At 64.1% G+C, this 19,920-nt stretch carries 21 protein-coding genes; 15 read left to right on the top strand and 6 right to left on the bottom strand.

Features of this window, described 5'->3' with window-relative positions; translation table 11 throughout:
- Positions 1–37 precede the first annotated feature (37 nt).
- From BLU02_RS11370 to BLU02_RS11325, 11 genes are all read left to right on the top strand, one after another.
- Positions 38–478 carry a DUF6153 family protein gene (locus BLU02_RS11370; protein WP_042538298.1) on the top strand — a complete coding sequence of 147 codons (441 nt, stop codon included), beginning with the start codon at positions 38–40 and terminating at the stop codon, positions 476–478.
- An 86-nt stretch (positions 479–564) separates the two neighbouring features.
- A complete protein-coding gene (locus tag BLU02_RS11365) occupies positions 565–1,161 on the top strand; it encodes a DUF305 domain-containing protein (protein ID WP_026049681.1) in 597 nt (198 codons plus the stop codon).
- 143 nt (positions 1,162–1,304) lie between these two features.
- The gene (locus BLU02_RS11360) at positions 1,305–2,150 is read left to right on the top strand and encodes a F510_1955 family glycosylhydrolase (protein ID WP_017201937.1); all 846 of its coding nucleotides are present in this window, start codon (positions 1,305–1,307) and stop codon (positions 2,148–2,150) included.
- 420 nt (positions 2,151–2,570) lie between these two features.
- Complete coding sequence (locus BLU02_RS11355; RefSeq protein ID WP_081859903.1) at positions 2,571–2,825, top strand: hypothetical protein; 255 nt, start codon at positions 2,571–2,573, stop codon at positions 2,823–2,825.
- Positions 2,826–3,149: 324 nt separating this feature from the next.
- Positions 3,150–3,959 carry an RNA polymerase sigma factor gene (locus tag BLU02_RS11350; protein WP_029264083.1) on the top strand — a complete coding sequence of 270 codons (810 nt, stop codon included), beginning with the start codon at positions 3,150–3,152 and terminating at the stop codon, positions 3,957–3,959.
- Positions 3,956–4,120, top strand: coding sequence for a hypothetical protein (locus BLU02_RS17440; RefSeq protein ID WP_157547053.1), 165 nt, complete (start codon positions 3,956–3,958; stop codon positions 4,118–4,120). The genes BLU02_RS11350 and BLU02_RS17440 overlap by 4 nt, the downstream gene beginning before the upstream one ends.
- A gap of 189 nt (positions 4,121–4,309) precedes the next feature.
- Positions 4,310–4,516 carry a hypothetical protein gene (locus tag BLU02_RS11345; RefSeq protein WP_017201940.1) on the top strand — a complete coding sequence of 69 codons (207 nt, stop codon included), beginning with the start codon at positions 4,310–4,312 and terminating at the stop codon, positions 4,514–4,516.
- 574 nt (positions 4,517–5,090) lie between these two features.
- Entirely contained in the window at positions 5,091–5,918 is an 828-nt protein-coding gene (locus BLU02_RS11340) for a TnsA-like heteromeric transposase endonuclease subunit (protein ID WP_164743619.1), read from the top strand.
- The gene (locus BLU02_RS11335; RefSeq protein WP_060921754.1) at positions 5,908–7,944 is read left to right on the top strand and encodes a TnsB C-terminal domain-containing protein; all 2,037 of its coding nucleotides are present in this window, start codon (positions 5,908–5,910) and stop codon (positions 7,942–7,944) included. Before BLU02_RS11340 ends, BLU02_RS11335 begins: the two co-directional genes overlap by 11 nt.
- Positions 7,941–8,984 carry a TniB family NTP-binding protein gene (locus tag BLU02_RS11330; protein WP_017201943.1) on the top strand — a complete coding sequence of 348 codons (1,044 nt, stop codon included), beginning with the start codon at positions 7,941–7,943 and terminating at the stop codon, positions 8,982–8,984. Before BLU02_RS11335 ends, BLU02_RS11330 begins: the two co-directional genes overlap by 4 nt.
- On the top strand, positions 8,981–11,308 hold the full coding sequence (locus BLU02_RS11325; RefSeq protein WP_082750001.1) for a zinc-ribbon domain-containing protein: 2,328 nt from the start codon (positions 8,981–8,983) through the stop codon (positions 11,306–11,308). Before BLU02_RS11330 ends, BLU02_RS11325 begins: the two co-directional genes overlap by 4 nt.
- 185 nt (positions 11,309–11,493) lie before the next feature.
- Here the strand turns inward: BLU02_RS11325 and BLU02_RS11320 are convergent, their stop codons facing one another.
- From BLU02_RS11320 to trxB, 5 genes are read right to left on the bottom strand one after another with little or no spacing between them, the layout of a single operon-like run.
- Complete coding sequence (locus BLU02_RS11320) at positions 11,494–11,901, bottom strand: arsenate reductase ArsC (RefSeq protein ID WP_029264080.1); 408 nt, start codon at positions 11,899–11,901, stop codon at positions 11,494–11,496.
- A 25-nt stretch (positions 11,902–11,926) separates the two neighbouring features.
- Complete coding sequence (locus BLU02_RS11315) at positions 11,927–12,919, bottom strand: metalloregulator ArsR/SmtB family transcription factor (protein ID WP_029264079.1); 993 nt, start codon at positions 12,917–12,919, stop codon at positions 11,927–11,929.
- 2 nt (positions 12,920–12,921) lie between these two features.
- Entirely contained in the window at positions 12,922–14,016 is a 1,095-nt protein-coding gene (gene arsB / locus BLU02_RS11310) for an ACR3 family arsenite efflux transporter (protein WP_042538305.1), read from the bottom strand.
- On the bottom strand, positions 14,013–14,339 hold the full coding sequence (trxA, locus tag BLU02_RS11305; RefSeq protein WP_060921753.1) for a thioredoxin: 327 nt from the start codon (positions 14,337–14,339) through the stop codon (positions 14,013–14,015). Before trxA ends, arsB begins: the two co-directional genes overlap by 4 nt.
- Entirely contained in the window at positions 14,336–15,313 is a 978-nt protein-coding gene (trxB, locus tag BLU02_RS11300) for a thioredoxin-disulfide reductase (protein ID WP_029264076.1), read from the bottom strand. Before trxB ends, trxA begins: the two co-directional genes overlap by 4 nt.
- 126 nt (positions 15,314–15,439) lie before the next feature.
- On the opposite strand from trxB, the gene BLU02_RS11295 reads away from it, so the two are divergent.
- Entirely contained in the window at positions 15,440–15,841 is a 402-nt protein-coding gene (locus BLU02_RS11295; RefSeq protein ID WP_029264075.1) for an arsenate-mycothiol transferase ArsC, read from the top strand.
- Between the two features lie 51 nt (positions 15,842–15,892).
- On the opposite strand, the gene BLU02_RS11290 is transcribed toward BLU02_RS11295, so the two are convergent.
- Entirely contained in the window at positions 15,893–17,194 is a 1,302-nt protein-coding gene (locus tag BLU02_RS11290; protein ID WP_060921752.1) for an NAD(P)-binding domain-containing protein, read from the bottom strand.
- A 29-nt stretch (positions 17,195–17,223) separates the two neighbouring features.
- On the opposite strand from BLU02_RS11290, the gene BLU02_RS11285 reads away from it, so the two are divergent.
- The 3 genes from BLU02_RS11285 (at position 17,224) to BLU02_RS11275 (ending at position 19,914) form a co-directional block, all read left to right on the top strand.
- A complete protein-coding gene (locus BLU02_RS11285) occupies positions 17,224–17,619 on the top strand; it encodes an ArsR/SmtB family transcription factor (RefSeq protein WP_174521422.1) in 396 nt (131 codons plus the stop codon).
- A 53-nt stretch (positions 17,620–17,672) separates the two neighbouring features.
- On the top strand, positions 17,673–18,791 hold the full coding sequence (locus tag BLU02_RS11280; protein ID WP_051662430.1) for an MFS transporter: 1,119 nt from the start codon (positions 17,673–17,675) through the stop codon (positions 18,789–18,791).
- Between the two features lie 160 nt (positions 18,792–18,951).
- Positions 18,952–19,914, top strand: coding sequence for a PstS family phosphate ABC transporter substrate-binding protein (locus BLU02_RS11275; RefSeq protein WP_231481738.1), 963 nt, complete (start codon positions 18,952–18,954; stop codon positions 19,912–19,914).
- The last annotated feature ends 6 nt before the right edge of the window (positions 19,915–19,920 follow it).

The raw sequence follows: 19,920 nt of genomic DNA, 5'->3' as shown, positions 1-19,920 counted from the left end.
GGCGGCGACGTACCCTGGAAGAAAGGGAGGTGGGACAGTGTTGACGACGATCGCACGGCGCGTGCATGACCAGCGCACCCTCACCCGCACCCTCCTGACCGTCGTCGCCGTCGCCTTTTCCGTGATCTTCGGGCTTCTGGCGATGCACTCGATGAACACGCACACCATGCCCTCCGGGCACAGCGAAACCATCGCGGTCGCACCCGCGCATGCCGACGCTCACCCCGCACACGCCTCAGGCGAAGCTGCAGCGATGGATGAGACGGGCTGTGCGACGTGCTCTGACGATCACGGCATGTCGTGGATGGCCTGCGTTCTCGCGCTCCTCATCGCCGTAGTGCTGGTCACCCGGCCGCCCGCCTGGTGGCGCTCACTCACCGAAACCCCTGGTCCGCTCCTTTCACGTTTTGCGCTTCGCGGCGCGCTGTACCCGCTGCGGCCGCCGTCTCTCACCGTTCTCTGCATCAGTCGCACCTGATGGCTGGCATGCCCGTTCTATGGGCAACGCCCCCTCGCCCAGCCTGTCTCGCTGGGCACCATCATCGACTCTTGGAGAGAACCATCATGAAGACCCGTTTTGCGGCGACCGCCGCACTCACTCTCACTGCTGTGCTCGCCCTTGCCGGCTGCGCTGGAAACACCTCCGGCGGAGGCGATATGCCCGGCATGAATCACGAGAGCAGCAGCTCCGCCCCGGCGTCGGCGGACGCCAATGACGCCGACATCATGTTCGCCAGCATGATGAAGGAGCACCACGCTCAGGCCATCGAGATGTCTGACATGCTCCTCAGCAAGGACGGCGTCAACGAGCGCGTCGCCGCCCTCGCGGAAGAGATCAAGGCAGCGCAGGGCCCCGAAATCCAGAAGATGGAGCAGTGGCTCGAAGAGTGGGGCGCTGATACCTCCAACATGGAAGGCATGGACCACGGCGGCGGCATGATGTCCGACGACGACATGCAGGCCCTCGAAGATGCCACCGGGGCGGACGCCAGCCGTCTGTTCCTCGAGCAGATGATCGAGCACCACCAGGGTGCCGTCGAAATGGCCCAAGACGAAGTCGACAACGGCCAGAACAGTGACGCGGTCGCCCTGGCCGAGACGATCATCGAGGCACAGACCACGGAGATCGCCACGATGAAAGACCTCCTCGACACACTCTGATCTACCTTCGGGGGTGCGGCGCTCGCCCGCACCCCCGAACTGGCCTTCTCGCAGTAACCCACGCCACCGCGCTGGTGCCATGTCGCGACTCTCATTCGCGTACCGCTCGCGCACCTGCATGCATTTCTTCACGTCGGAGTCTCATGAACCGCCACTCGCCCCTACCCGCTTTCGCGATCGCTCTCGCAGCCGTCGCCCTCACCGGCTGCGCCGTGCCGCAGGCCTCCGGCACCAACGCGGTCCCCCCCGTTATCCAACACATTCACGGTGTTGCCGCTGACCCCCGCGGTGAGGACCTCTTCATAGCCACCCACGGAGGACTCTTCACCCTCACTCCTGAAGGTGCGATCGCCGGTCCCATCGGAGGCCACGATTTCGATGCGATGGGCTTTACCGTCCTCGACGACGCCCTCTTCGCATCCGGTCACCCGGGCACACAGACACCCGCAGAGCTCGGCTCCCCGAACCTAGGTGTCATTCGTAGTGACGACTTCGGCGAATCGTGGTCACCGATCGCCCTCACTGGCAGTACGGACTTCCATGTCCTCACCGCCGGACCAGACGGCACTCTCTACGGGATCGCCTCCGATGGCGTCGATCTGCTCATCAGCACTGACGACGGTCTCGAATGGACCCGCGGCGCAACACTTGCCGCGGCAGACCTCGCCGCCACCGGCGACGGTCTCTACGCCGCCGCGGAAGAAGGACTGCTCCTCAGCACCGACAACGGCGCCACCTTCACCCCCGTCGCCGACGCCCCGCTGCTCTACACACTCGACGCCAAACCCAATGGCTCGCTCGCAGGAGTCGGAACCGACGGTGCCCTCTGGTCACAGAACACCGAAGGAACATGGCAACGCCTCGACGCGCTTCAAGGGGCCGCTCAGGCCTTCACCGCGATCGATGACGAACGCTTCATCGTTGTCGACGACCGCGGCATCGTCCAGATCACAGCCGACGACACAACCATCCTCGCCCCCGCCCGGTAGAGAACGCCACCACCAGAACGGCCACCCATGGTCCCCCGCCGCAATCCCTTCCGACGCATATCCGTCTTCATCGCGTGCGCCACAGTCCTCGCCCTGCTTCTCGCCCTTGCGAGCTTCTACCTCATCGGAGCCATATTCAGATGACCCGCCACCTGCACCCAGCTCGGCACCGTCCACGAGCACACGTTCCCACGCGCACCAGCCACATGTCCCCACAGCGGCGTCACGATCGCCTCGTACGTATCGGGGCCTTCCTTCTCCTGGCCGCCGTCGCACTGATCGCAATTCATCTCCTCATCGACACAACCGTTCCAGACCAACGGTCACTCTGGGCATACACGCTCGGAAGCTACGAAACAGCGTTCATCCTCGCGATCGTCGGACTGGCGCTCGTGCTGCGTGAACCCCCGGGAGGCGCGGATGAATCTCAATGACTACTGGACCAACGCCTTTTGGTCCGTCATCCCCACGATCGCCGTCGTCGCAGCATTCTGGTTCGTCCTGCGGTCCATCATCAGAGCCGACCGCAACGAACGAAAAGCACACGCCAAGATCGAGCAACAACTCCGCGCGGAACGAAACCATCCTCGCCAACTCGCATCGGCGGACGACGAGCGAGACCCGCTACCTGAACGCCGGAAACGTCTGCCGAAAGCAGATACCGGCGAACGTTAACGGCGGGCGCACGATGACGGGCGACGCGAACTCGCCGGAAACGATCGTTTTCGGCGGGTCGTCTGCTGCACGCTCCCTCCTGCTGTGCTCACTCGCGTCTTCAGCGGGAGATTTTGGAAAGCGGAGATGGGTCCGAGGCCTCGCTTGCGGCACCACCAGTAGAACCGAATGCGAAACCACGCCGCAAACGATCGTGTACGGCGGGCGGCACCGAACCGTGAGGTTGCTCAACATTTTCTTGCGAGAGGCGAGGGGAAGTCTGCAATGTCGGACATATGAGGGATCGTGGTGACTATGAGCTGACCAGGATCGTGAGGGAACGCTATGACCGGTAACGACGAGCCCGAAGGGCATTCGTCCCCCGATGGCGTTCCTACTCTCATCGCGTGGGCAACGGATCAGGCCTGGCTGGCCGAGGCAGACCGCGATCGCGCCGAGGAACGTTTCGACCGGCTCGCTGGAGACCGCGAACTCGCGACCGCACTCCAGGCCAGCGGATACCGTGGCCGGAACTACGATCTGTTCGCGAATGAGATCGCGAAGTACGGGTGGGCTGTCATCCGCGGGTGGATCTACAAAGGGCAGATTCGTGGCGAGGTGAAGCGAAAAGGCTTCGGCGCACTGGAGCCTGAGCCCCGCCCGGGCTCGATGATCGAAGAGGCCGAGAGCCTGGCGGATGAGACGATCGTGCTCGCCCTCACCGCGTTCCGAGACAAGGTGCTCGTCCCGGGCAAGTGGGACCCCGCCAAGGGAGCTTCCCTGCGCACGTTCTTCGTGGGCCAGTGCCTTCTGCAGTTCAGCAACGTCTACAAGCGTTGGCGTCGAGAAGAGCTGCGTTCATATGCGGAGCCGCAGGCTCCGCCGCCCGCAGCGGCCTGGGCCGACGACTTCGAGGAGGGTCCGTCGACGTCGGCTGCTCCCGACGCGAGCGAGGCGGCGCACATCAAGGACGAGCTGCGTCGTGCATTCGGGAGCATCAAGGACGAGCGTGTCCGCTCAGCCTTTTATCTGAACGTGACGCATGGCTTCACGCACGCGGAGATCGGCGAGAAGCTTGGCATGACCGCGAAAGCGGTGGAGTCGGCGATCGCGCGCGCACGTCAGCAAGTACGACAGAACCGGGAGTCCGCATGAGCAGTGAATTTCGAGGCAAGATCGAGCGCTCGTCCTTCGGGACCCAGAACGCGAAGGCGGCACGCCGAACCGTTTCCGCCAACAAAGCGCAGTCGCTCGTCTCGCGATCGATGACGGGCAAGACTCAATCGAAGCAGTTGAGAGGCCGCGAGGGGAAGTGACCAGCGGCGGACATATACCGAGATGTCGGGATCACAACGGAAAAGAGCCGCCCCGCGGTAACGGGACGGCTCACAAGCCCTGAGAAGGTCAGGTCTCATCCAGAGCACTGACTGTACCGGAGTTGGCAGCCGCAGACTAGCGGCGCTCCATCTCATGGCACCCCGGCACCAATCAGTGAAGGAGTTCCCATGGGAACCGTTCGTCGCTCTGCATCCACCGGTCGTTTCGTCTCCAAGGCCGCTGCGGCCCGCTGGCCCGGAAAGACCACCACCGAACGTGTCGGTTCCGGCACGAGCAACTCGACCACGGTGCACCGCTCCGCGTCGTCGGGCCGGTTCGTCACCGAATCGACCGCCAACCGCAACCCGGGCGGCACGATCAGCCAGCGCGTCTAATCGAACCTGAGGGCCTGCACGTGCACACGTGCAGGCCCTCGTTGTGTAAGTCGAGGGCCTCCAGAACCCCGTCGGTGGCGGTCAGTAGTTCACCTTGTCGATGACGAGGTTCCCGTCGAGCATCTCGTGCGGGACGGGTCCTGCACTGGGGGAGCGGGATGGTCAGTCTCACGAGGTCGGGGTCCGCAACGGTCTCCGCGGACGCCAAGGCGTGAGCGCCCGGGCGGCAACGCCGACCGGCATCTCAATGTCTGCCGCAGCGCCGGAGCCGGCAATGTTCACCGGAAGCCGGCGGCGAGTACTGTTCACCCGAAGGCTAGTGGGGGAGCTTTCCCCTCGTTCGTTCAAGTCTGGCCTTGCGTTGCCTAGACCTTGCGACGGAAGCCGGTGGAGTCCCGAGTGACATCGGGCGACCAACGATGCGGTTCTCGCTTCACGTCGGGCCACTCGAGATCAGATCGAACGATATCCGGTCCGCGCCGGTGTGTCGGAAGCCCGTCGAAGCCGACCGGGCTGATCCTGGGCGCAGGCGACGAAGATGTGCCTACCGGCACTCCGCCTCCCTCCGGGAGTGATGATGAAGCCAGCTGAGATCGCACGGATGATCGCTCGTCGACGGTTCTCGAAAGAGTCGGAGCTGCACTGGGTGCCGCGTGATCATCGTTCGGAGACTGGCTATGCGAACAACACCTCGTTCGCACCGGTCGACCGAAGTCTCGGCCGTTTGGATTGGTCTGTCATCGACCCCATGAAGGTTCGAGTATCGAAGGGCGCCAGCCACTTCTTCACAGGATCTGAGTACTTCTGGAGTCGCACCCGCAGCCACGTGTGGTGTGAGTCTCAGTTCGAGCGCGACGAGTTGATGTGGCTCGATTTTGCCGGACAGGTCGAAAGGGTGTGGTCGCAGCCGTTTGGCGTGGTGTTCGGCGTCCGCTCACCGATGGCCGGTCATTGGCACGTGCCGGATTTCTTGTTGCAGATGTCGGACGGCTCCTACGCCGTCCGAGATGTGAAGCCGAAGGAACGCATCGACGAGTCCGTGCAACTGCAGTTCGATGAAACCGCACGGCTGTCGGCAACGCTCGGCTGGCACTACGAGGTGCTCTCCGGTCACAGCGTCCATGCGACTCGCGTGGTCGAATGGTTGTCGGCGTCGCGTCATGACCGTTGCAGGCCGTCGGCGGACATCGAGGACAAGATCCTCGACGCAGCTACTCAGGGCAAAACACGCCGGGAGTTGTGTGAGCTGGCGTCTCCAGATTGCCCGCTTCTAGCGTGCGCATGGGTTGACAACCTCGCCTGGCGCAGACTTCTCGCGCTCGACTTGTCGTCCGTATTCAATAGCAACACGCTACTGACTACCGCACATCGGGAGAGAACGGACGCGATCAGTGTCCGATGAACGCAAACTGAAGCTCGGAGACTCTTTCGAGATTGACGGCGAGAGCTGGGTCTGGGTCCACATCATTCCTGGCCTGGAGGTGAAGCTCCGCTCTGAACACGCGCCCGATCGACACCTGATCATGTCCGTAGACGAGTTCCTGCTCCAGGCCGGAACAGCCCAACGGGATCGCAGCGTATCTCTTCGACCGGACGGGGATGCATGGCCGACCGACGTATGCGATATGGAAGCCCATCTCCTTGAGGCGTTCACGGGCAGGCCGATGGATCCGTTGGCCTCCGCTTCTCGGGCACAATACGACCCTGCGCTGACAACTCAGAACGCACGCGTTGACGCGAAGCTGCTCGAGCTAAAAGGCACGTCACTTGGGCGAGCGCGCAGCACCTTACACCTCCTGTGGAAGACGTACCAGCAAGACGGTGCAGCCGGGCTGAATGCCCGCATGCATCGCAAGGGCGAGCAGCGACTCTCCATCAGCCGGGCAGATGCACGGCTGGTGACGATCATCGATCGATTCCTCGATCGCCAAACGGACAAGTCGACGAGCAGCAAACGCCGGTGCGCTGTCTTGGTGAGGCGAGAGCTCGAGACCACTTACCCGGGCGATCCTCTATGCGAGATCAAGGCTCGCACCCTCCAGGGCTACATCAACGAGCGGGCGGCCGGCCGTTACAGCTTCGACAAAGCGACCACCCGGCGAAACACCGATAACAGCCCCAAGCGTCAGTACTACTCCGGGGCTGCCTATCAACTTGGGGAGCGATGCGAGATCGATTCAACGAAACTCGACGTTCTCGTCTGGGATGAGAACAGTGAGTTCCGGCCGACACTCACCGTGCTTCTCGATGTCGCAAGCCGGGTACCGCTCGCTTGGGCGATTCACGCGGACAGCCCTGGCGGATTCGACCATGCACTCCTGCTCGCCCGGGCTGTCATCGGGCGCAAAGCCGTACCTGGTTCGGGAGCAGCCACCCTCGCGGGATCAGCCACGTTGCCTTCTGACCTGATGAAGCAGGTGAACCCCTACCTCACTGACGATTCTCTGGCCCTCCCGTGGATCTTCCCGCGATCGATCACTATCGACGGCGGAGCAGATTTTCGGTCCCGCACGTTCAGAGATGCCTGCAGCGCGTACGGAATCCACAGGGAACTTGCCCCCTCCAGAACGCCGACGGTAAAGCCACACGTAGAGCGCAACTTCGGCACCCTCTCGACAGACTTCGCCGCATGGCTGGCCGGTTTCGTGGGGAACTCCGTCGCCCATCGGGCCGCCAAAGACGACCCCACCCTCACCCTGGATTCGCTTCGCCTCATCCTCGACAGCTGGATAACGAACATCTACCTGAACAGGCCTCACCGTGGCTTGAAGTCGACGAGCTCCCCAGGGCGCATCTTCACCCCGAATCAGATGTACACCGAACTGTTCGCTGTAGGACCCGGCGTCCCGGTGCCTTTCGGAGTTGAGGAGTACCTCGCGCTCTTGCCCACGGAACGGCGCATGATCGGTCGTGCAGGGATCGAACTCCACAATCGCCGCTACGACTCATCCCACCTGGAAGATCTCCGCAATCGCTCCCTCACGGGCGCTGAACCGGGATCCGCGAAAGCCAGGAAATTCCCAGTGAGCTTCGACCCCTACAACGCCAATGCCGTCTGGGTGCGTCACCCAGAAACCGGTGTGTGGATCGAGTGCTGGGACATCGCTCTGCGGGAGAAGACAGCACCGATGGTCGCCGAGATCGACATGAAACTCCTTGCCCGATACCCCGACGCCGCAATCGACGATCCCGACCGCCGCCGCGAGTGGATCGACCACGTCGAAAGTCGCGAACGAGGAGACAAACGGAAGCGCACCCAGCACAAACGGGAGCAACAGCGCCTCAAGGTCGAAGCGCAACGTGAACCAGGCCCCTCGACAACGACACCGATCCCACTACGGCAATGGGCCAAACCCGTCGACATCAGCACCATCGATTGGACATCCCCCGACATAGATCTCGCGCAAGCAGAGGAGCTTGATTCATGAAGATCACCCCACTCGTCCTCCACCATGACCGCAAGACCAGCCTTGCAGGGCTTCGAGAAGCATTCGACGCCGAGCCCGCATCCCCGCCGAAGATCACCTTCCGTCAGTACAGAGATCTGGACAGTGAAGCTCGAGAGCTATACGACCAAGCTCGCGAAGACTTTCTCCGGCTGACGCTGAGGGTGAAGACACGCGAGCAAGCGGTCTGCGCTCGCATTCTGGAGGACCTCATCCGGATCAACCCTCGGCTGAAGAACTCGCGGCGCGGGCTGATGATATCCGCGCCGATGTTCTCCGGCAAGACAGAGCTCGCTCTCCTGTTGGCTCGATCCGTAGAACGCAGACACGCAGCCCAACACCCCGACTACCTCAGAGACGGAGACGCACCGGTCGTCTGGGTGGAGATGACCGAACACTCGACCGGAAAAGCTCTCCTTGCCCAGATCGTGGAGTTTCTCGCCCCCACCATCGTTCTCCCCAAACAGATCGCCACCGACAGGCTGAGGAAGCTTGCCGTCGAGGCCCTCCACCGTCACGGCACGAAGCTGCTCGTGATTGACGAAGCGCACAAGCTCGGCGGGACTGAACCCTCCAGTGTCATCAAAGCCCTCCAGAACGAGTCTTGTGCGACCGTCGTCCTGGTTGGAATCAATCTCGACCAAGCATTCAAGACGGGCGACGGCCTGCAAGTCAGCGCACGATGTGACTTCGTCACACTCGACAAGATCGACCCCGCCGTCCAAGAGGACTTCGAACAATGGATCAAATGGGTCGCCACCTTCGACAGCTTCCTACCACTATGCGGGCACGCCCACGGCCTTCTCACCCGCAACGCCGGCACGCTAGTCCACGCCGCCGACGGGAAACTCGCCGTTCTCGCGATGATCGTGGACCGCCTAGTCGCGTCCATCTTGCGCGACGAATCGCGCACCTCGGAGACCGTAACCCGCGAGCGACTCTTCGGGGTTCTCGACACTCTCCGGCGCACCACGCTCAACACACACAACGTCACCCTTGACGACTTGGTGGACGCCGCATGATCAGCACGCAGGCGTGGGCGAAACGACCCAAGTGGCATCATCTTGAGACGCCACGCTCCTACGCGCAGCGGCAATGCCACGCCGCAGGAGTGCCGTTCGATTTCGCCGAGAGGGCGCTGACCAGCCGAGCGCAACCGAACATCCACCGCGTCTGGATCGACGATGAAGCGGCCGCTCGGACGGTCGAGGCGACGGCAGGGCGCCCGGCCGGTCATTACCTCCGCATGAAACGTCTAGCGCAACCGGACTCCACACGGGCCTATCCGCAGCGCTTCCTGTGCCGCCTATGCAGTGCCGGGGAGACGATCGAGCAGATTCCCCACGATCGGGAAAACTTCTGTCTCCGACACCCGGGGCAGATGGTGTGGGTCGGTCCCGGAACGGAACTCGATACCCAGGTGATCGTTCCCTTCGATCCCACGCTTCGGAACGCGGAACTCTCCTTCCGTCGACTCGTCGCTACTGGTCGAGTCACCACGCAACTGCACAGTCAAGTGTGGGCCATGGTGCGCGACAACGACATGCTCTCCGCCCAGAACGGAGAGACCGGGCAGGATCCGTCCTTGATGAGCGCGGTACGCGAGATCGATCGCCGCGCACATCTGTACCGCGCGACGGTGCGCGTTCTGCAGATCTTGTCCAATCGTTCGCACTGCGCACGATGGCGCACTCAGCCGGCGGCAGATCTACGACTCGACATCAACGCAACGTTGGGCATCGCCAACAGCGACATCCTCGTCGAACGGGTGGTTCTCTGGCTCCGACCCCTCCGCCGCCACACCATCCCCACGAAGTTCCGCCCCCTGGAACCCGCCCTCGACACCGTCGACGTCCCCCGCATCCTCGACGCCACCGCCAACTACCCGCTATGGATCCTCCGACACCCGAAAGCCATCTCCGAATGGGACTGGGATCGCAACCCGCCCACCCGAGACCCCTGGTCGGGAGTAGATGTCTCCCACAAAGCCTGGTGGTTGTGCGAAGAGGGGCACTCCTGGGAAGCAAGCCCCCACGTGCGAGGCTTTGCCAAAACGAACTGCTCATACTGCATCGGCATGGACTTCTGGCCTGGACATACCGACCTCGGCACCCTGCGGCCAGACATCGCCGCGGAATGGGACACCACCCCAGGAGTCAACCGCGGGGGCCCCCATCACGTCAGCGTCACCTCCGCACGGAAAATTAACTGGCGGTGTGCGGCTCGACAGCACACCTGGCCTGCCCAGGTGCGCTCCCGCACCACGCTAGAAAGCGGCTGCCCCTATTGCGCCGGCAGCCGGGCGATACCGGGTGAAACAGACTTAGTCACTCTTCACCCCGGCCTCGCAGCAGAGTGGGACTACCAACGCAACGACAGTTCCATCACACCGGAGACAGTCACCCCCGGATCAGACCGTGTGGTCTGGTGGCACGGCCCCTGCGACCATAGCTGGGACGCGGCTGTCGGCGACCGTTGCTCAGGACACGGGTGTCCGTACTGCTCCAACCAACGCACCCTCGCTGGTTTCAACGACCTCGCCACCACCCACCCTCAACTCGCCGAACAGTGGGACCACGTGAACTCCAAGACTCCTTGCGAGGTCACCGCGGGTTCGGATTTCCCCGCAGTATGGCGTTGCGCGCTGGGTCACAGGTGGGAACTCCCCGTCTGGGGCCGTACGAAGGACAAGACGGGCTGCCCCGTGTGCGCGAATCGCGTCGTCTTGGCAGGATTCAATGACTTGGGAACTCTCGACCCTCACTTGGCTTCGGAATGGGACCACAAAGCAGGCGCGAACGACCGGACACCGTCCGAAGTGACCGTCAGCAGCCAATACGAAGCCCGATGGCGCTGCGTGAAGGGTCACACCTGGCCAGCGACAGTCGCCAACCGACACGCTGGCTCAGGTTGCCCCTCATGCTCCGGCCGCGTTGCCATCCCTGGTACAACCGACCTCGCAACGCTTCGGCCAGACATCGCCGCTCAATGGGATCCCAGCAACGACTGCTCACCGAATCAGGTCACAGTCTCATCCCACGTGAAGGTGTCATGGAACTGCCATCGCAACCACTCGTGGCCGGCGACAGTCAAGAATCGGACGTGCGGCCACGGCTGCCCCTACTGCGCAGGAAAGCTGCCCATCCCTGGCGAGAACGACCTTGCGACTCTGCGCCCCGACCTCGCCAAGCAATGGGACCCAGCGAACGCCCTCTCTCCTACCGAGGTCACCGTCGGGTCGGGTCGAAAAGTCATGTGGATCTGTGCGTGCGGATACTCGTGGCCGTCCACGATTCAGACCAGAACCCGCAGACCTCACGCCCACTGCCCCGAATGTCGCAAGTAGTAACAGGACCCGATGCGAACCTCGTCTGGGGTTTTACTCGTGGCGCTGAGTCCTCCTCGCATCCAGCGCTAGCTCTCTGTTTGGCGCTGACGCTGACACGAGCGAATCGGGAGTGATCGAGAGACTCGAGCTCCCGATTCGATCACTGACGAAAGCATCCCGGATCGGCGAGCACATTCCCCTCGTTAGACGAGTTCGCTCACCAGCTGCTCGATTCGCGCCTTGATGTCGTCACGGATGGGACGCACGGCGTCGATGCCCTGGCCGGCCGGGTCGTCGAGCTTCCAGTCCTCGTAGCGCTTGCCGGGGAAGAACGGGCAGGCGTCACCGCATCCCATCGTGATGACGACATCGGATGCCTGCACGGCCTCGGTCGTCAGGATCTTGGGCTGCTCGGCGGTGATGTCGATCCCGAGTTCATTCATCGCTTCGACGGCAGTCGGGTTGATCTGGTCGGCGGGCATGGAGCCGGCGGAGCGGACCTCAATGCGGTCGCCGGCGATGTCGCGGAGGAATCCGGCGGCCATCTGCGAGCGTCCGGCGTTGTGGACGCAGACGAAGAGAACGGAGGGCTTGGTGGTCGTGTCAGTCATGGTTGCTCCTGGTGCGAGGGGTTGGTCAAGGGAGAAGGTCTTCGACGAGCGCGCGCACGCGGCCGGCGATGTCGTCACGGATGGCTTCGACACCGTCACGCGATGCGAGAGCAGGATCGCCGACTGCCCAGTCGTCGTAACGGACGCCGGGGATGATCGGGCAGACATCTCCGCAGCCCATCGTGATGACGACGTCCGCCGCACGGACGGCATCATCGGTGAGCGGCTTCGGAAAGCGCTCGACGGCAGCGTCACCTTCGATCTCGGCGAGAATCGACCGGACGTGAGGATGGATGACGTCGGCAGGAGCCGATCCTGCCGAGCGAGCCACGACCTTGCCGCCCGCCATCTTGTTGACGAGCGCGGCGGCGAGCTGCGAACGCCCCGCGTTGGCGACACAGACGAAGAGCACCTGGGGCACAGCAGAGTCGCGGTCCCGTGTGAGGTCGGCGAGTCGCTGACGTGCGAAGCGTTCGGTCAGTGGCACGAGTGCTGAGGTGACTCGCGCGGTGCGGGCGAGGGCGGTGTAGGACTCGCGGACGATGGTGAGCACGACATTGGGGTCGAGCTCGGGGACTTCTGCTGCGAGTTCATCTGCGAGATGGGTCACCCGCGCGTCGAAGTCGGGCCGCGGCTCATCGCGGCCGTCAGAGACACTCCACGGTGCGAGCGTCGCGGGCGCGAAGGATTCCAGCAGGGCCGTGACGGCGCTGCGCAGGTTCGGGTTGATCCGATACCAGACCCAGGTTCCACGCCGCTCCGAGGTGAGGACATCGACGTCCTTGAGCACCTTCAGATGGTGAGAGACCGTCGGCTGGGAAACCTCGGCGAGCTCGGCGAGATCGCAGACGCACGACTCCCCTCGAGGGTCGGATGCGATGGCAGACAGCATCCGAAGACGGAGCGGATCCGACAGCGCCTTCAGAGTAGAGGCGACCGAGGTGGCCGCATCGACGCCGATTGCGTGGCTGGCGACGGGACTGCAGGTGTCACCCTGGGTGGTCAGCACGGCGTTCATGTCTACATCCTTTCAGCGGTGAATGGATCGGTGTGGAACCAGCGTCGGGCTGCCCAGAGAGAGACATAGACGAGTCCGACGAGAACAGGAACTTCGATGAGCGGGCCGACGACCCCGGCAAGGGCCTGGCCGGAGGTCGCGCCGAAGGTGCCGATGGCGACGGCGATGGCGAGCTCGAAGTTGTTGCCCGCTGCGGTGAATGCCAGCGTCGACGAGCGTGCGTATCCGAGCCCCAGCGCCTTGCCGGTGAAGAGGCCGATAAACCACATGATCCCGAAGTACGCCAGCAACGGGAGTGCGATCCGAGCGACGTCCCAGGGGCGGCTGGTGACCTGTTCGCCCTGGAGCGCGAACAGCAGCACGATGGTGAAGAGGAGACCGTAGAGGGCCCAGGGGCCGATCTTCGGGAGGAAGCGGTCTTCGTACCAGTCGCGTCCCTTCGTCCGCTCCCCGATGAAGCGGGAGGCGAATCCGGCGACGAGGGGTATGCCGAGGAAGATCAGCACGTTCAGCGCGATCTGCCAGACCGAGATCTCGAGGCCTTGGGAGTCGAGCCCGAGCCAGCCGGGGAGAACCGTCAAGTAGAACCAGCCGAGCAGCGAGAAGGCGATGACCTGGAACACCGAGTTGATGGCGACGAGCACTGCCGCGGCTTCCCGGTCACCACACGCGAGGTCATTCCAGATGACGACCATGGCGATGCAGCGGGCGAGGCCGACGATGATGAGCCCGGTGCGGTACTCAGGTAGGTCCGGGAGGAGAGCCCAGGCGAGAACGAACATGAGCGCCGGTCCGACGAGCCAGTTGAGCACCAGGGAGGAGATGAGCAGCTTCTTGTCTCCGGTGACCGCGGCGACCTTGTCGTAGCGGACCTTGGCGAGAACCGGGTACATCATCACCAGTAGGCCGAGGGCGATGGGAATCGAGATTCCACCGACCTCGAGGTCGGCTAGGAGACCGGAGACTCCGGGGATGAAGCGACCGATGACGATGCCGCCGACCATGGCGAGACCGATCCAGAGCGGCAACCAGCGGTCGAGGGTCGACAGACGACGCGTTGTGGTCGGGACGGTAGTGGGTGCGGTGGCGGTGCTCATGCGAGGAGAGCCTCCATCTTCGTGGCGATGATGGGCTTCGGGTGGGCGCCGATGAGTGTGTCGACCCGCGTGCCTCCCGTGTAGAGCCCGAGTGTGGGAATGGACGTGACACCGACTGCGGCTACCGTCTCAGGGTTCTGGTCGGCGTCGAGCTTGACGATCTTCACACGGCCGTCATACTCGGCGGCGAGCTGATCCAAGAGGGGTGCGACCTGCTTGCACGGCCCGCACCAGGTGGCCCAGATGTCGACGACGACGGGGATCTCGGAGTCGATGACCTCGGCCTGGAAAGTGGCATCGGTCACAGTGATGGGCGCGCTCATGCGAAGACCTCCTCGGTCTCGGTGGGTACTGATACGGTCTCGTCCCGCGCCGCGAGGTAGTGCTGGGCGTCTTGTGCTGCGGCGCACCCGGTGCCTGCAGCGGTGATCGCCTGACGGTACGTGTGGTCGACCAGGTCGCCGGCGGCGAAGACGCCCGCGAGGTTCGTGCGGGTGGAGGGGTGCTCGACGAGCACGTAGCCGTCGGCATCCGTGTCTACGAGGCCGGTGACGATCTCGGAGCGCGGGTCGTGGCCGATGGCGACGAAGACTCCGGTGGCCGAGATCGTCCGCTCGGCGCCTGTGACGGTGTCGCGTAGCGTGACGGCTTCGACCTTCTCGGCGCCGACGAGGCCGGCGACCTCGCTGTTCCATGCGACCTCGATCTTCGGATGGTCGAGCACACGCTGCGCCATGATCTTCGAGGCCCGGAACTCGTCACGGCGGTGCAGGACGGTGACCTTCGACGCGAAGCGGGTGAGGAACAGTGCCTCCTCCATCGCGGAGTCTCCGCCGCCGACGACGACGATCTCCTGCTCACGGAAGAAGAAGCCGTCACAGGTGGCGCACCAGGAGACGCCGTGACCGGTGAGTCGATCCTCATCCGGCAACCCGAGCTTGCGATAGGCGGAGCCCATGGTGAGGATGACGGCGCGGGCGAGGAAGGTCTCTCCAGCGCCGGTCTCGACCGTCTTGATAGGCCCGTCGAGGTCGACCCGGATGGCGTCGTCGAGGAGGATGCGGGCACCGAAGCGCTCGGCCTGAGCGCGCATCGACTCCATCAGTTCGGGTCCCTGCACGCCGTCGACGAAACCGGGGAAGTTCTCGACCTCGGTCGTGGTCATCAGCGCGCCGCCCGCGGTCAAGGAACCGGCGAGGACCACGGGGGCAAGGCCTGCACGCGCGGCATAGACCGCGGCGGTGTAGCCCGCAGGCCCGGACCCGATGATGACCAGCTCAACCTCTTGAATCGACATGTGTCTATATTGACATTCATCGATACCGAGTGCAACTGTTGGTGACGGAGTTCACCTTCTCTTCACCTGGCGCACAGATCATGCAGGTGGAGCAATCGAGACAGTCAGGAAGCCAGAGGACCCCAGATGACCCAGCCCAAGACAGTTCTGTTCATATGCAAGCACAATGCGGGGCGCTCCCAACTCGGCGCCCATCTCCTGACACACATCGGCGATGAGCGACTTGTCGCGACGAGTGCGGGAATCACCCCAGCCGCAACGATCAACCCAGCCGTCGCGTCAACGCTGCACGAGCTCGGAATCGACACGTCAGCGGCCACGCCCCGGGCCGTGACAGTGGATGATCTCAACGCGGCCGATGTCGTGGTCTTGATGAAACCGGGCCTCCCGCTGCCTGGCGCGGTGCACGGAGAGCTGGTCGAGTGGTCATTCCCGGACCCCTCGAACTGGGAGGCCGACGGGGTGCGCGAGCTCCGCGACGCCATCGACGCGAAGGTGCGTGGTCTGGCGGCTCGGCTCGTCAGCTAAGTACTGAGAGGTGGGGCTCGGTTCGGGAGCCCCACCCCTCATGAGTTGCAATCAGCCGACAGTGACAGGCCGCGCGCCGATCTGCAGGGTCTGGGGAGCCGCGCAGCAGCTTCCCGCATTGTCATCGAAGTCACCGGATCCACCGCACACACCAGTGTCAGGGAGAGAGAGTTCGTTGCGTGCGGCCGCCTCGTGGTCGCCAGCGAGGTGAGCTGCGACACTACGGACCTGCTCGAAGCCAGTCAACGCGAGGAACGTTGGGGCTCGCCCGTAGGACTTCACTCCGACGATGAAGAACCCTTGCTCCGGCTGCGCCAGTTCTCTCGCGCCCGTCGCGGGCACCGATCCGCAGGAGTGAATATTCGGGTCGATCTCGGAAGCGATGCCTGCGACCGCCTCGAGAGTGGGATCGAGGTCGATCCTGAGCTCTCGCAGCATCCCGGTGTCAGGGCGGAAGCCCGTGAGTGCGAATACTCGCCCGACATTCGTCACCTCGCGCCCATCTTCGGCGACGAGCGTCAGACCATCGACTCCGTGCTGGAACTCGGCGACACGGAAACCTGTCACCAGATCGACGACCCCCTCGTCGATCACCTTGCGGGCGCGGGAACCGAGCGCGGCACGCTCCGGCAGCTCGTCCCCGATTCCGCCGCCGAAGACGTTGGCGGCGCTCCCTCGGCGTAGCAGCCAGGTCACGCGCGTTCCCGGCGACCGGCGGGCCAACTCACTCAGACGCAGCACGGCATGCGTGGCTGAGTGCCCCGCACCGACCACCACGACGTGCGAACCGGCGAGGTCCGACACATCGGATGGGATGCGGTACGAAATCAGATCGGACGCCGCGGCTTCGCCGGGGGCCGGGAACCCATCCGCCCCGGCGGGATTCGGCAGGCCCCAGGTGCCACTGGCATCGATGACCGCGCGGGCGAGGAGGCGAGATTCGTTGCCCGCGGCATCTACAGTGTGGACGACGAACGGCTGGCTCCGGCGGCCTGCGTCGACGACTTTGTCGCGGCCCTGGCGGGCGACTCCGGTGACAGTCGTCGCGTAGCGGATCCGCTCGCCCAGGACATCCGCGAGTGGCATCAGGTAGTCGCTGACCCACTGCGCGCCGGTCGGATACCCCGAGTCGGGTGCGCTCCACCCCGTGGGCTCGAGCAGGCGGCGCGCAGCGGCGTCCGTGAGTTCTGGCCACGCTGAGAACAAGCGCACGTGTCCCCACTCGGAGACTGCAGCTGCTGGGCCGTGCCCGCGCTCGACGACGAGGACATTCTCGTCGCGTTCGACCAAGTGTGCCGCTGCGGCGAGGCCCTGCGGCCCTGCTCCGATGACGACGACGGGAAGCTCAGACATCACATCTCCTCAAATCGAAAAACTTCAATATGAAGACTGTCGCCTATCTATCGAAGATTGTCAATACGTGCCAGACTAGTCGCGTGAGCTTGCCAACGACAATCGAATCGACCAGCTGCTGCGTCCCGCCAATCACCCCCTCCATGACCGTCGCGGATGCCGAGCGGGTTGCACGCCTGTTCAAGGCGCTCGGCGATCCAACGCGGGTGAGGCTCCTGTCTCTCATCGCCGCCGGGGCTGGCGGCGAGGCGTGCATTTGCGATCTGACCGAGCCCGTGGGGCTTTCGCAGGGCACGGTGTCGCACCATATGAAGCTCCTCGCCGACGCCGGCCTCGTCACGCGTGAACAGCGCGGCAAGTGGGCGTACTTCGCTCTCAACGGCGACGCGATGGATGCCGCTGCCGACTCTCTCCGCGCGGTGTGACCTCAGCGAGTGCCCCTTCGCCACACCTGGGCGGCCGGCTAGCCGCGCTGTCGGTGGGGCAGGTCATCAGTTGGGGAATCCTGTTCTATGCACTGATCGTCGCCTCTCCCGCGGTCGCGGATGACACCGGGTGGCCGGTGGCCCTGGTCACGCTGTCGTTCTCGTCGGGCCTGGTCGCCTCCGCTGTCGCTGGCGTTTTCGTCGGGAAATGGCTCGACGAGCGGGGGCCGCGCCTCATCATGACTGTTGGCAGCGTCGTCGGCCCGCTCGGCGTCGTGCTCGTCGCTCTCGCACCGACCCTTGCAGTCTTCACAGTGGGGTGGGTCATCGCAGGACTCGCACAATCGGCAGTGCTCTACCAGGCGGCGTTCACTGTCATCGCTCGCCGGTACGACGCTCGACGCCGCGGGGCGATGACGATCTTGACGTTGGCCGGCGGGCTCGCCTCCACCATCTTCGCCCCGATTGTCGCCGGACTCCTGGCGATAACCGACTGGCGGACCATGTTCCTGATACTCGCCGGTTTCCTGCTTCTCACCACCGCGCCGCTGCACTGGTTCAGCCTGGAGCGCACCTGGTCACCCGTTCGCCACGACGACGCCGCAGAGGTTCACACGGTGAGCACGGTCGTGCGCACGCGACGATTCTGGATGCTCGAGCTCTCCATGTTCGCTCTCGCTGCTGCGCTGTTCAGCGTGACCCTCGCGCTCATCCCGCTCTTCATGGAGAAGGGCATGAGCTACGAGCTCGCCGCCTGGGCTCTCGGACTCCTCGGCGCCGGTCAGGTGATCGGGCGACTCCTCTACGTCGCCGTCCCGCACACTGCCCCACCATGGGCCCCCCTCACGGTGACCGCCGGCCTCAGTGTCATCTCTCTCACCTTGCTGGCCCTGATTCCCGGGCCTCCGTGGCTGCTGATCTCCATAGGTATCGCTGCGGGTGCGGTGCGAGGCGCTCAGACGCTTGTTCAGGGTTCCGCCGTCGCGGATCGCTGGGGCACCCAGAACTACGGCGCCATCAACGGGATCTTCGCTGCTCCGATCACGCTCGTCGGAGCGTTCGGCCCGGCACTCGGTCCGCTGCTCGCAGTGGCCACCGGTTCGTACTCCGCCATGGCCCTCATCGCCGTCGGGCTCGCTGCGATCTCGCTCGCGTTCGCTCGGTTCTCCTAGCGGTCAGCCGAGTGCTTGCCGGCGATGCGCGGGAGTTCTTCCGAGTCCGTTAACCTCACGTTCACATAGATGACCTTCTATCAATACGTCGAATAGATCACCATCTATTCGAGGCGGTCTATCGGCCGCCTGTCACGAGTCTGAGATGAAGGAAGCAATCGTGCGAAAGACCACAGCAAAGATCTTCGCCTCCACAGCATTGGTCATCGGCGTTCTCGCGCTGAGCGCCTGTGGTGGGCAGCCGAGCGCAGGCGAATCCGCCGGCTCCGGCGAAGGATCGGGCGGGCTGACCGGCTCGGTGAACACCGACGGGTCGTCGACAGTCGCCCCTCTCACGGAAGCCGCAGCCGACCTGTTCCGCGATGAGGAGTCCGGAGTGAACGTCTCCGTCGCTACCTCGGGCACCGGTGGAGGCTTCAAGACCTTCTGCGCGGGCGAGACGGACATCTCCAACGCCTCCCGCGCCATCAAGGACGAGGAAGCCGCCGAGTGCGAGGCTGCCGGCATCGAGTACACCGAGATCATCGCGGCCAACGACGGCCTGTCCGTCGTCGTCAATCCCGAGAACGACTGGGCTGAAGACCTCACCGTCGAGCAGCTGAACAAGATCTGGGGTCCCGAGGCCGAGGGCGAGATCACGAACTGGAACCAGGTCGACTCGAGCTTCCCCGACCAGGCGATCACGCTCTTCGGTGCAGGCACCGACTCGGGAACGTTCGACTACTTCACCGACGCCATCAACGGCGAAGAGGGTGCGATTCGCACCGACTACAGCCCCTCGGAAGACGACAACATCACCATCCAGGGTGTCGCAGGTGACGTCGGTGCCATCGGGTTCCTCGGGCTCAGCTACGTCGAAGAGAACGAGGGCGTCATCAAGGCTGTCGCGGTCGACGGCGTGATGCCGAGCACCGAGACCGTCCAGGACGGCACCTACACTCCGCTCGGGCGCCCGCTGTTCATCTACGTGAACAACGCCTCGTACGTCGACAAGGAGCCGGTGAAGTCGTTCATCGACTTCTACGTCGCCAACTCGCTCGACATCGCCGAGCGCGCACTCTTCGTGCCCCTCACCGAAGAGCAGGTCACCACGGCGGCTGACGAGCTCGCCTCGCTCGGCTAAGCCTCC

This window comes from Microbacterium paraoxydans (genome assembly GCF_900105335.1).
Lineage (GTDB): Bacteria > Actinomycetota > Actinomycetes > Actinomycetales > Microbacteriaceae > Microbacterium > Microbacterium paraoxydans.
This window is presented reverse-complemented; position numbering and strand designations above follow the sequence as displayed.